General features: G+C 66.3%; 14 protein-coding genes. 10 read left to right on the forward strand and 4 right to left on the reverse strand.

Features of this window, described 5'->3' with window-relative positions:
- Positions 1 to 133: 133 nt before the first annotated feature.
- Genes aztD through aztB form a run of 4 tightly spaced genes read right to left on the reverse strand, consistent with a single transcriptional unit; the run spans position 134 to position 4228 of the window.
- Positions 134 to 1285 carry a zinc metallochaperone AztD gene (aztD, locus tag ABD231_RS37815; protein ID WP_344163723.1) on the reverse strand — a complete coding sequence of 384 codons (1152 nt, stop codon included), beginning with the start codon at positions 1283 to 1285 and terminating at the stop codon, positions 134 to 136.
- A 29-nt stretch (positions 1286 to 1314) separates the two neighbouring features.
- Entirely contained in the window at positions 1315 to 2232 is a 918-nt protein-coding gene (aztC, locus tag ABD231_RS37820) for a zinc ABC transporter substrate-binding protein AztC (protein WP_344163725.1), read from the reverse strand.
- Entirely contained in the window at positions 2229 to 3395 is a 1167-nt protein-coding gene (locus ABD231_RS37825) for a hypothetical protein (RefSeq protein WP_344163727.1), read from the reverse strand. The genes aztC and ABD231_RS37825 overlap by 4 nt, the downstream gene beginning before the upstream one ends.
- Positions 3392 to 4228, reverse strand: a complete 837-nt coding sequence (gene aztB, locus ABD231_RS37830; protein ID WP_344163730.1) for a zinc ABC transporter permease AztB — start codon at positions 4226 to 4228, stop codon at positions 3392 to 3394. Before aztB ends, ABD231_RS37825 begins: the two co-directional genes overlap by 4 nt.
- Before the next feature lie 47 nt (positions 4229 to 4275).
- Between aztB and aztA the strand changes: the two genes are divergently transcribed.
- The 10 genes from aztA (at position 4276) to ABD231_RS37880 (ending at position 12084) form a co-directional block, all read left to right on the forward strand.
- Positions 4276 to 4965 carry a zinc ABC transporter ATP-binding protein AztA gene (aztA, locus tag ABD231_RS37835; protein WP_344163733.1) on the forward strand — a complete coding sequence of 230 codons (690 nt, stop codon included), beginning with the start codon at positions 4276 to 4278 and terminating at the stop codon, positions 4963 to 4965.
- An 83-nt stretch (positions 4966 to 5048) separates the two neighbouring features.
- Positions 5049 to 5468, forward strand: coding sequence for a minor capsid protein (locus ABD231_RS37840; RefSeq protein WP_344163736.1), 420 nt, complete (start codon positions 5049 to 5051; stop codon positions 5466 to 5468).
- 12 nt (positions 5469 to 5480) lie between these two features.
- Positions 5481 to 5963 carry a phage tail tube protein gene (locus ABD231_RS37845; protein WP_344163739.1) on the forward strand — a complete coding sequence of 161 codons (483 nt, stop codon included), beginning with the start codon at positions 5481 to 5483 and terminating at the stop codon, positions 5961 to 5963.
- Entirely contained in the window at positions 5960 to 6355 is a 396-nt protein-coding gene (locus ABD231_RS37850) for a hypothetical protein (protein ID WP_344163742.1), read from the forward strand. The genes ABD231_RS37845 and ABD231_RS37850 overlap by 4 nt, the downstream gene beginning before the upstream one ends.
- Before the next feature lie 59 nt (positions 6356 to 6414).
- The gene (locus ABD231_RS37855) at positions 6415 to 6564 is read left to right on the forward strand and encodes a hypothetical protein (protein ID WP_344163744.1); all 150 of its coding nucleotides are present in this window, start codon (positions 6415 to 6417) and stop codon (positions 6562 to 6564) included.
- 20 nt (positions 6565 to 6584) lie between these two features.
- The gene (locus ABD231_RS37860; RefSeq protein WP_344163747.1) at positions 6585 to 8072 is read left to right on the forward strand and encodes a hypothetical protein; all 1488 of its coding nucleotides are present in this window, start codon (positions 6585 to 6587) and stop codon (positions 8070 to 8072) included.
- Positions 8073 to 8945, forward strand: a complete 873-nt coding sequence (locus tag ABD231_RS37865) for a phage distal tail protein (RefSeq protein ID WP_344163750.1) — start codon at positions 8073 to 8075, stop codon at positions 8943 to 8945.
- A gap of 18 nt (positions 8946 to 8963) precedes the next feature.
- Positions 8964 to 10226 carry a hypothetical protein gene (locus ABD231_RS37870; protein WP_344163753.1) on the forward strand — a complete coding sequence of 421 codons (1263 nt, stop codon included), beginning with the start codon at positions 8964 to 8966 and terminating at the stop codon, positions 10224 to 10226.
- Entirely contained in the window at positions 10223 to 11362 is a 1140-nt protein-coding gene (locus tag ABD231_RS37875) for a hypothetical protein (protein ID WP_344163756.1), read from the forward strand. The genes ABD231_RS37870 and ABD231_RS37875 overlap by 4 nt, the downstream gene beginning before the upstream one ends.
- Positions 11362 to 12084 carry a hypothetical protein gene (locus tag ABD231_RS37880; protein WP_344163758.1) on the forward strand — a complete coding sequence of 241 codons (723 nt, stop codon included), beginning with the start codon at positions 11362 to 11364 and terminating at the stop codon, positions 12082 to 12084. Before ABD231_RS37875 ends, ABD231_RS37880 begins: the two co-directional genes overlap by 1 nt.
- Positions 12085 to 12094 lie beyond the last annotated feature (10 nt).

Consider the following 12094-nt stretch of genomic DNA (forward strand, 5'->3'; position numbering starts at 1 on the left):
CCGCACCGGTCGATCCGGCGCACGTCTCTCCAGCAGACCAGTACCACGGCGCCCCGTCAATCGATTAATGTCCAGGGTTGCCAACCATCACGGAGACCCTCCCTGGATGGCGACCTGGCCTTCACTCGTTGAGTCAGTGCTGAATGCCGCTGAGCTCGTTGGGGGCCTTCGGCAACGGTGTCGTCACCAGCACCTTCCCGGACGCGATGTCGACAGCATGCAGACTCTTCGTCGACGGGTCGGAGACGTAGGCGGTTCCGCCGCGGACGAAGAGTGCCGGGCGAGCCTCCTGCCATTCCAGCGGCTCCTGCCACTTCTTGAGCACCGGGATGGTCTTGGTGACCTTGCCCGCCTCGGGGTCGATCACGTGGATCTGGCCGTCGGTCCCCAGCACCAGCGCCTCGCCCTGCGGGCCGCGGCCCAGCGAACGGAAGGTGTAACTGGTACCGAGGCCGACCAACTGCAGCTTCCCGGTCTCGGTGTTGATCAGCGAAACCTGCTCAGGACGCTCCAGCTCGGCGTCGGCGTCCTGCTTGTAGTCACCCAGCACGATCCGTGAGCTGTCGGAACCGGCCTGGTTACCAATCCGCCCATAGGCCGTGGGGCTCTTCACCTTCGTGATCACCCCACCCTTGTAGATCAGTACGCCGTCCTGGCAGCCGATCACCACCACCTCGTCCTTCGCGGTGGCCTCGCCGTGAACGCCAGGGCAGCTCTCGTTGCGGGCAATCTCCTTGCGGTCCTTGTCGAGCACGAGGATGCCGACCCGCTTCTCCTCGGTCCCCAGCGTCGTGACCAGCTCGCCGTTCGCCAGCTCGATCGCGACCCCGTGGTGCGGCGCGGCCGACTTGTAGGTCCGGGTGGCGGCCTTAGGATCGGCGACCGCCTTCGAGTCGAGGATCGTGACCTCACCGGTCCCGTCGGCGAAGAGCACTGTCCGCCCGGCGTGGCGAACCACGTGCCCCGGCTTCGAGCCCTTGAACTCGACCGACGTCAGCTCCGGGCTCAGCGCGTCCAGCACCCGGAAGCCTGTCCCGGTGGAGACCATCAGATGGCGGTCGTCGCCGGCCGGGTTGATCCGGTTGAATCCGTCGAGCGGGATGTCCTTGGCGACCTTCAACGACTCGCCGTCCAGGACATACAGACCACCGTCGTACGTCGTCACGATCGGATCCTTCACGGTGTTCGCCGCATTGCTCGGCGTACCGGCTGATTTCGGCTCCGCACCGCAGGCGGTAAGTGCGACGGCCGCGGTCAGTACGGCGGCCAGTGTGTTCTTCTGCATAGGGCTTTCCTTGTCATTCAAAGGGGTGGTCAGGGGGCGAGACCGTCGGAGATCGCCTTCGTGTTGGCGCGCATCATCTGGACATAGGTGGGTGCGCCTTGGTCCGGGCCGGTGAGAGATTCCGAGAACAGCGGGATGACCTGCACCGCGAGCCGGCTTTCCTGTTTGAGGACCTGAGCCAGCCGATCCGGCTGAGACGAGTCGACGAAGATCGCGCGGACACCGGCCTGTTCGATGGCCGTCACCAGCGATCGAAGGTCGGACGCGCTGGGCGAAGCGAGCGTCGTACCGCTGGGGATGACAGCGCCGATCACCCGGAACCCGAAGCGCTGAGACAGATACCCGAAGACGTGGTGGTTGGTCACCAGGTTCCGTTGGCCGGCCGGGATCCGCGCAAAGCTCGTCGATATCCAGGTGGTGAGCTCCTCGAGCTCCGTCCGGTAGCGATCGGCATTCGCCCGAATCGCGGTCGAGTCGACGCCGTCGACGAACTGAACGACCTGGTCCGCGATCAACGCTGCTGCCTTGATCACTCGATCCGGATCGGTCCAGAAATGTGGATCGGGCCGACCGGCCGTGTCGCCCGACGTGTACGCGATCGGGTCCACGGCATCGCCCGCCGCGAAGGTCGGTACCCCGGACTCCCCCGCCGCCTCGACATGCCGCAGGACGTTCTCTTCGAGCCCAAGTCCGTTGTACACAACGAGATCCGCCTGCTCGATCCGGGCAGCCTGCTGCGCGGAGATCCCGAACGAATGCGGATCGGCATTGGCCTCCATCAGCACGGTGACCTCGGCCTGATCGCCGACGATATTGCGCGTGATGTCGCCCAAGATGTTCGTGGTGACAACTACGCTAGGGCGGCCGGATCCACCGGGCGCGCACGCCGTCAGACCCACCAGCACGCAGCTCAGCGCAGCAAAGACCGCGATCGTACGACGCCTCATCGTCCCGTCTCCACCATCAGCGACGGCGTGAAGTCGAGTGGGAAGGTCCGGGCAACCCGGAGGTCGTCGTTGTAGTCGATCTCGTAGACCTTGCGCGCCACCGGATCGTTGACATACGCGCGGCTGGTGTCGAGCTCGATCACTGCCCGCCGATCCGGCCGGGACAGCAGTTTGGTGGCAGCCGTCTGCTTCCCCGTGACCACGTCAAACCCCTTCAGTACGCCGTTCGCCGCCAGCGCGAGCAATGGCGCCCCCTCCCCCGCGGTGTTCGCAGCCACGACAGGCCCAGTCCGCACGAGCTTCCAAGTCCGCTTGGTGATATCGAGAACCCAGACCGCGTCGTTGCCAGCAACAGCCGTGAGCGTCGTACTGCCCACCCGATGCCGAAAGTCGCTCGGACGATCGCGGTCGGCGACAGGCACGCCGTACGGAATCTTTGAGCCGGTGAACCGGCCGTCCTTCGCAGTCACCAGCAGCGCGCCATCAGCGCATCCGAAGACCACACCGCGCCGGGTGACGGCCTCGCCACGAACGTCCGGGCAGGTCTGTTCGAGTGACGCCTTCACCGCGCCCTGGCGGTCATGAACCTCGACCACATCCTGTCGGCCGCCAGCCCCCGGAACCAGAAGATGCTCTTGATAAGGGATCACCGGGACAGGCTCCGCGCGGCTGACAAAGGAACGGCCCTCGTCCACCGCGCCCGCCTCAAACTTGGTGCGGTCGTACACGCGGACGCTCCCGTCCTCAAAACTCACCGCAGTGATCACGGCATCGCTGTGGACATGCCGCGGTCTTCCTTGGATGTCTCCGGCAGAGCGGATGTGAGCGCGGTAGTAGTGCACGTGGTCTCCGTGGTCCACCATCCACGCGCCGCTGTCGACAACCTGCGCGCCGGAATCCGTTCCCAGGAAGGCGAATCGGCCATCGGTGGTCAGTTCCCGTACGTCGCTGACCTTCCCCGCCGGACTCACCTTCTCGGTGATCAGGTCCAGGATCTGTACGGCGCCAGTGCCGGTATCCGCGAGCACCAGACGCGACTGCTGTTCCGCAGTTTCCTCGGCACCCTCGACGTACCCATGCGGTGCTTCTGCCTTGACGTCCTTGCCGCAGCCGGCGGTCAGCAGGAGCAAGGCGAGTACGACGGCAGTCGTTCTGAGTCTCATGACGAGTGCCCGAATTCGAATCGATGACGGATGCCCGCGGCAACGGTCGACAGCAGGAACTGCAGTACGGCGACCGCGGCGATGGTCGCGCCGGCCGCGGTGGCCAGGTGCCAGGACAGCAGCAGGCCGAGGAATGTCGCACTGATGCCGAAGCCAGCAGCTCCGATCATGATCAAAGGAATGCGCCGAGCCCACGGCAGCGCAGCCGCCGGCGGTGCGATCAGCAGACCGAACACCAGCAGCGTCCCGACCACATGGAACGACGCGACGATCGCGAGCGTCAGCAGTCCCAGCAAAGCGATCTGCGCGAGCCGCGGATGCAGGCCGAGAGTCTGCGCCTTGCGCTCGTCGAACGCGAGCGCGACAAAGGCCCGATGCCCGACCACCGACACAACGAGAGCCAGGCCGAGCGCGACGGCAAGCTGCGTCAGGTGCGAGTTCTGTACGGCGAGCACGTCACCGAACAGGAACCCGGTCAGATCGACAGCGAACGACTGCGATCTCGAGACGATGATCACGCCCAGCGAGAGCATGCCGACGAACAACAGACCGATTCCAGTGTCCTGCGACAGGCGCGCCGTACGGGCAGCCGCAGTGACACCAAGCGCCATCGCCGTCGCGCTGAGGGCAGCGCCGATCAGCAGATTCCCACCCAGGAGCGAGGCCAACGCGACACCCGGCAGCATGCCGTGCGCCATCGCGTCACCGAGGAACGCCATCCCCCGCAGCACGACCCAAGTGCCGGCCAGTGCGCAGATCAGCGACACCAGAATGCCGCCCCACAAGGCCCGCTGCACGAAGGACACCTCGAAGGGTGCCGTCAACCACTCCATGACCGAGACCCTATAATGAAAATGATTATCAATTCAAAAGGAGTCTCATGGCAGCCTCTCAGGTCGAGCTCACCGCCGTGGCGGCCGGGTACCCGGGCCGGCCGGTCCTGTCCGGCTTCACGGCGCAGATCCCCGCGTTCGCCACCACGGCCGTCGTCGGGGCCAATGGATCCGGGAAGTCGACCCTGCTCGGCGTACTGTCCGGCGTGCTTCCGGCCACCGCCGGGCAGGTCGCCCACCGGACCAACGCCAGGCCGGCCTTTGTCGTGCAGCGCAGCGCGATCGCCGACACGTTCCCGCTCACCGTTCGGGAGACCGTGTCGATGGGCCGTTGGGGACATCGCGGGCTGTGGAGGCGTCTAACCGCGCACGACCGGTCGGTGGTCGACACCTGGATGGAGCGGCTCGGCATCACCAATCTCGCCGGCCGACAACTCGGCGAATTATCAGGTGGACAACGGCAACGCGCACTGGTCGCGCAAGGCCTGGCGCAGGAGGCCGACCTCCTCCTGCTCGACGAACCGACCACCGGCCTCGACGCGTCGGCCCGTGAAGCGATCACCGCGGTCCTCGACGAGGTGACCACGAACGGCGTCACCGTCGTACAGGCAACACACGACCTCGCGGCGGCACGCCGTACCGACCATTGCCTGCTGCTGCACGATGGTCAGCTCTTGCGCGAAGGCCCACCGGCCGACGTACTGACCTCGCTAGACCTCTTGCACCGTGTCGATTAGACCTCTGACTCTGACCCTTTGACGTCGGGTGTGCGGGCATGCACGATGTCCGCGTTGCCACGTCCTACTGGGGGAGGAATGGCGTGACATTGCTCGAGGAAGTCGCAGGACTGCTCGAAGAGCTTGGTCTGGGCGACTACAACCCGCCGACCGGCGGCGACATCTTCCTCGGCGGGATGCCCGCGACAACCGACGCAGCGGTGGTACTGACCCGCCAGCCCGGTGTGGAGTCCGACAGCCGGCTCGGGTACGACGAACCGGTTGTGCTGTTCCGTGTTCGCGGTACTCCCAACAACGCCACCGTCGCCGAGGCTCGTGCGCAGGCGATCTACGACGCGATCCACGGGCTGGCCAACCGGCGGCTGCCCGGCGGTACCTGGCTGGTGCTCGGTGTCGGCACCCAGGCAGGGCCGATCTTCGCCGGTCGCGACACCAACGCGCGCGACGAGTGGTCGGTCGCCGTCCGGATGGAGCTGCACCGCCCGACCGTGAACCGCAGCTGAGAGGAACAGCGCATGCCAGCAGTGAAGATCAACGCCCGCGACATCATCATCCAGGTCGCCGAAGCCAACGGTACGACGTGGACCCCGCTCGGCGGGCTGAATTCCGCCGTACCGAACGCGAGTGAGAACGAGGAGGTCGTCGACACCACGACGTTCGACTCGGCGGGCAACTACGAGCAGGAGATCATCCAGCGCGGCGCGATCCTGGAACTCGAGGGCTTCCTGCTCAAGGATCCGGCCAACGGCGCGCAGGATCCCGGTCAGGCCAGGGTCGAGGCGCTCGCCACCCAGGTCGGGTTCGCGAGCCTCGGCAAGATCCGGTTCCGGCACCCGATGGACACCGCGTGGAAGGTCTGGAACGCGACCTTCTCGATGGGTGAGCAGGGCGGCGGCAACAACGACAAGTTCGCCTGGGCCGCGACTGTGACCCGGTCTGGAGCGTCGACCACCGCGCCGGTGACGACTCCCGCTGCACGCGAAGGGGCCAAGAAGTGACGGATGGCGACCAAGACGTCGAGGTTGACTACGACTTCGACGAGGCCTGGCGCGAGCGCAAGGCCGCTCGGGTCGCACCGAAGATCCGCATCCTCGGCAAGGTCTACACGCTGCCGCATTCGCTGCCGGCCAAGCTGATCCTGTTCGCGGTGTCGGCGCAGAAGAACGGGCGCTCGGCGACTGACGAGGTCACTGCGGAGGAGGCGTTCGACATGTTGTCGGCGCTGCTCGGCGAGGAGAACCTGGTCGACATCCTGAACCGCGGCCTCGAGATCGACGACCTGCCCGACGTACTCGGCACCTGTCAGCAGGTCTACAAGAATCGGCAAGCACCGGCGGGAAACTGCGTGGCCCCCGCGAAGGGGGCGACGGAACCGGCACCGTCCGGCTGATCCTCAAACACTGGCGGCTGCTCTACGCGGACTGGCGGCGCGAGTACGGCCGGGACCTGATGGCGGACCTCGACGACGGACTGTCGTGGTGGGAGTTCGCCGCGCTGCTGTCCGGCTTGTCACCGGAGAGCGTCTGGCGCCAGGTCACCGCGAAGGAACCCGTCGAGGTGAACAGCGACACAGCACGATCCGTCATCAGCAACCTGTAACGGGAGGGAGGTGAGCAAAGGTGGCCTTGTCCGTCGGTGACTTCGTCGCCAACATCGGCCTCAACGACACGTTGTTCCAGGACACGCTGACGCAGATGCGGTCCAAGTTCGACGAGGCCAAGACCGACATCGTCAACAAGGCCGAGGAGGCGGGACGCAAGGTCGCGGAGGCGCTGGGCAAGAGCAAAGGCCCGGTCGTCGGCGCGGCCGCCGGGATCGGCGTGGATGCCGCGGTGGCTCTCGGCGGCGGGTTGTTGTCGCTCGTCGGCGGACCGGTGATGGGCCTGCTCGCGACCGGTCTCCAAGCCGGTCTGTCGGCCGCGATCGGCTTCCTGACCACCAAGCTCCAACCCGCATTCGATGCCGTCAGCAACTTCATCACGGGGACCGTCGTACCGGCGTTCCAGTCGCTCGGACAATGGATCGCGGCCAACCAGACGCCGCTGATGATCGTCGGCGGGATCATCCTCGCCTTCTTCCTGCCTGCCTTGATCCAATTGGGTATCGCGGCGGCCGTTGCGGCCGCGGCCACCATTGCGGCGTTCGCGACGATGGCCGCGCAGGCAGTCGTGGCAGCGGCGCAGTTCGTCGCGCAGAGCGCCATGATGCTCGTGCAGTGGGGCCTGATGGGCTGGACCGCGGTCGCCAACGCGGCCAAGGTCGTCGGCGCCTGGATCGTGATGGGCACCCAAGCACTACTTCAAGGCGCCCGTATGGCGGCCGCCTGGCTGCTCGCGATGGGCCCGATCCCGTTGATCATCGCGGCCGTGGTCGGGCTCGTCGCGTTGATCATCGCGAACTGGGACACCATCGTGGCCTGGACGAAGGCCGCGTTCCAGGCCATCTGGGACTTCCTCAAGATGATCTGGAACGCCATCGTCACCGGCATCTCGGCAGCGATCGACAGCGTCCTCGCGGCGATCGGTTGGCTCGGTCAGTTGCCGGGCAAGGTCGCCGGATGGTTCGGCGGCGTGCTCAGCGCTGCGGTCGGCAAACTCGGCGAACTGCTGTCCTGGCTCGGTGGACTACCCGGACGCATACTCGGTGCCCTGGGCAATCTTGGGAATCTGCTGCTCGACGTCGGCCGGTCGATTCTCGAAGGACTCTGGAACGGTCTGAAGGCCGCGGCCACCTGGATCAAGGACAAGATCATCGGTCTGATCAAGGACATCATCCCCGGCCCGATCAAGTCGATCCTCGGCATCAGCTCCCCGTCGAAGGTCGCCGCCGAACTCGGTCGCTGGGTCCCCCTGGGTCTGGCCAAAGGCATTGAGGACACCAGTGCCGCGGTTGCCCGGGCCTCGTCCCAACTGGCCGGCCTGGTCACCGCCGGGATCGGCGATCTCAGCCTCGCCACGGCGACGCCGTACCAGCTCGCATCCAATGCAGCCAGTACGGCGGAACCGGAGCGCGCGGTGATCCGGATCGAGAACTTCTACACGACACCGGATCAGACGCCGGCAGATATCGCCCACGAACTCGACTGGATGTCGCGAGGAGGTGGCTGAGTGGCGGCCGGCGAACTGATCACCGCGGACGGCCAACTGGAGTGGCGTGGCACGTTGCTCGGGACCGACAGCCCGTACCGGATGACCAACCTGCAAGGGTGGTTGGACCTGCCCGACGCGCGCGGCGACGACCCGGATCGGCCCAATCGGCACGGGTCGTTCCAGGGCAGTCAGGTGATGGGCAAGCGCACGATCACGTTGACGTACCTGATCAAGGGTGTGCCGATCGAGGAGTTCGGCGCGGTCATCACGAAGCTGCGCAGTATTACTGCACCCACCGAGCAACCGGTCGAGGAGCCGCTGGTGATTCGGCTGGATGGCGAGACGTGGCAGGTGAATGCGCGCTGTACTCGGCGGACGATCAGCGTCGAACGGTTCTACGCGATCGGCTACACCACCGGTGCCGTCCAATGGCAGGCCACGGATCCGCGGATCTACTCGCTCGTCGACCAGACTGCCGCCACTGGGTTGCCGTCGCCGCCGACCGACGGACTGGAGTTCCCGCTCGTCTTCCCGTTGAAGTTCGGGACCGGACGGCCGGGCGGCAGACTCACGCTGGTCAACTCTGGTGGGGCCGCCAGTTGGCCGGTGTGGGAGATCCGCGGTCCGGTCAGCGGTCCGATCATCGCCAACCGCGATACCGGTCAGCGGTTGGTGTTCGACCCCGCTTTCACCGTTGGGGCCGGACAGACGCTGGTCATCGACACCGACGCCAGGACCGTTCTGCTGAACGGCGTCAATCGCAGCGACCGGCTGTTCACTCGCGAGTGGTTCCCGATCCCCGCCGGCACCTCGGTCCAGGTCGATTTCGCTGCTGCGTCGTACCATCCGAGCGCGCTGCTCACGGCCCGCTGGCGACACGCCACCATCTGATTGCTGAAGGGATACGTCATGGCCGAGCGCAACTCGTGGGCCGTCTCCGACTCACCGAACGGTGTGATCACCACCGAGGACGCCCGGCTGGCGGTCAGCGCCCTGATCCAGTCCGGTACGACGTCGGTGACCAGTCGCGACGGTATCCGGGCCGGCAGCGGTGATCCGGGTCTGGTGGCCGCGGCGACGCCGACGCCGGACAAGGTGGTGACTGTCCAGCCGTTCCAGATGTTCATGCGGGCATCGCGGGGTATCGGTAGCTATGTGCAGACGCTGGACTCGGTCAAGACACTCGATCTGCTGACGGACAATCCGGCCCACTCGTCGGACGCGCGGATCGACCTGATCATCGTGCAGCAGGCCGACAAGTTCTACGGCGACACGAGCAACGCGTTCGCGGTCAAACAGATCGTCGGTACGCCGTCCTCGACCCCGGGCGAGCCGAATGTGCCGGGCTCCCCCGACTACTTCCTCCTCGCCACCGTGCGGATCCCCGGCGGCGCCACCACAATCACCCCGGAGATGATCACCGACCGGCGGCCCAACTGGGTGGTCGGCCTCGGCGGAGTTGTCCCGGTCAAGAGCGTCGAGGGTCGCAACGCAGCAGCGCCGTACGACGGACTGACGGCGTACCGGCGTGATCGGCGCTGGCTGGAGATCCACGACGGGGCTGCGTGGCGGGTGCCGAGTATTCCGGTGTGCAGTTCGGTCGCGGAGATCACTGCGACCATCACCGATCCGGTCATCGGCCAGATGGTGTTCAGCACCACGGATCAGCTGATCTACAAATGGACGGGCAGCGCGTGGCTCGGCGCCGTACCGACTGGGACCACGCGGCACGAGGCACGGTACGAGGTTCGGCCCGGTCAGGAGCAGGCGTTCGCGGCGAGCACGGACACCAGGCTCCCCTTCCCGACATCGGTCTACACCTCGCCCGATATCACTCCCTCGAGCGGGAACACCATCTTCACCCTCAACCGTGCGGGCATCTGGAACATCACCACGAACGCGCGGTTCCGGGCTCCGGGTGGCGCGGATGCGTACCACTTCTATCTCGCCATCGTCGATGCCGGGAACCTCGGGATCCGCTACGGGAACGCGCAGCACTACCTGACCGGAGGCTCCACCGGAAACGCGAGTGTCTCCGCCACAAATCTCTTCACGGCCGGGACCCGGATCAGCGCCCTCATCTGGACAACGGCCACGACCGCCAACGGCCGCACGCACCTGACCGATGCCGTCAACATCAACAACCTCACGCTGACCTGGCTGAGGCCGTGACCCCGGTCTACACGTACCTGATCTCCGACCTGGTCACGAACCGGACGCTGGCCGAGGTCCCGCTGACGGGCGTGCGGTACTCGAAGAAGCTCGGCGACAGCGGTCAACTCTCGGCCAGCCTGCATCTGGGCGATCCGCGGGTGCAGACCATCGAGCCTTACGAACTGACCACACCAGGCCGACGAGTCATCTATGTCCTGCGCGACTCGACGCCGGTTTGGGGCGGGCTGATCTGGACCCGGCGGTACGAGTCCAACTCGGCGCAGATCTCGCTCGGCTGTGCCGACTTCTGGTCCTACTTCGACCATCGCAAGGTGCTCCCGGTATTGACCGAGCAGGCGTACACCGACCCGCACTATGTCGCGCACCGCCAGGTCTTCTGGTCGATGGATCAGAACGCGATCGCGCGCAACCTGATCACGCTGGCGCAGTCCCACCAGGCCGGCAATATCGGTATCACCTTCCCGCCCGGTCCCGGCGACTCCGCCATCCGCCTCGAACGCACGTACTTCGGGTACCAGAACGCGAACACCGGTGACGCCCTCCGCAAGCTGTCGCAGCTGCTCGACGGTCCCGACATGATGTTCGACGTCGGCCCGATCGACCGCAACGGCCGACCAGCGCGTTGGCTGCGGCTGGGCACGCCGCGGCTCGGCCAGGTCGGTTCGGCGCACGTCTGGGAGTACGGCGGCAATCTGCTCAGCTACACGTGGCCGTCGGACGGCACCCGGATGGCGACTCGCACGTTCGCCACCGGCGACGGGATCGAGACCGGCATGCTGATCGGGGTCGCCGAGGACCGCAGCCGGTACGCCGATGGCTGGCCACTGCTCGAAACCGAGTACGGCTACAGCTCGGTCACTGACCCTGTCCAACTGCAGTCACACGCCGAGTCGGATCAGCAGGTCAGCCGGCTGCCCGTCGTACTGCCGACCTTGAGCGTGCACGGCGCGTTGCCGCCGACCGTCGCCGAGATCGGGATGGGTGACGACGCCCGGGTGATCATCAAGGACGCCTTCCACGTCAACGGCATCGACACCCTGATGCGGATCGTCGCCCTGGACGTCGCAGTCGGCGACGACGGCCGGGAGTCCGTGACCCTGACCATGAACCCGCTGCTGGAGGACGTGACCTGATGGGACAGATCAACCAGCCGTCGAACCTGATCGACCAGGTCGTTGCCCTCCGCAAGGAAGTCGACGAACTCCGGAAACGGGTCGGGATCGGCAACGCGACCATCTCCGGCGGCACCTTCACCGTCCAGGGCGACGGCGCGATCCGGATGATCGATGCCGACGGCACCGAAATCCTGTACTTCGGCCCGGACAGCGAGGGTCGCCAGGTGATCCGGCTGGCCCGCGACCAGGGCAAGCGCGTGCTCTACACCTACGCGGTGTCCAGCGGCCGCCAGTACTGGGCCTTGACCGACAGCAACAACGACATCGTGGTCTCCGACGACGCCGAGTCTGGCGTCGGCCTGGCCCGGCCGTGGATTCCGGTCTCCTTTGAACTGGTTCGCGGCCAGGACATGCCGACCGTCACGAACGGGAACTACGAGACGGTCTGGGAAGCCAACTTCAACAAGGCCCAGCCCTTCATCGAGCTCTACACCGTCGACGGCTGCGACTCCGGCACCACCGGCGGCGGCCGCATCATGATCACCCCCGTCGGCGGCACCGAGTTCGAGGCCGATGCGTGGACCAACGGCCCGGGCCTCGGCCGCCACTACCGCGGTCCCTACGCCCTCCCCGGCGGCACCTACACCGGCCCTCTCCGAGTATCCGTCCAATACCGCCGTACCTCCGGCACGGGCAACGTCTATGCAATAGCCATGGACGCCACCCAACGCCAGACCTGACGGCGGTCGC

It is taken from the genome of Kribbella yunnanensis, from assembly GCF_039529655.1.
GTDB lineage: Bacteria > Actinomycetota > Actinomycetes > Propionibacteriales > Kribbellaceae > Kribbella > Kribbella yunnanensis.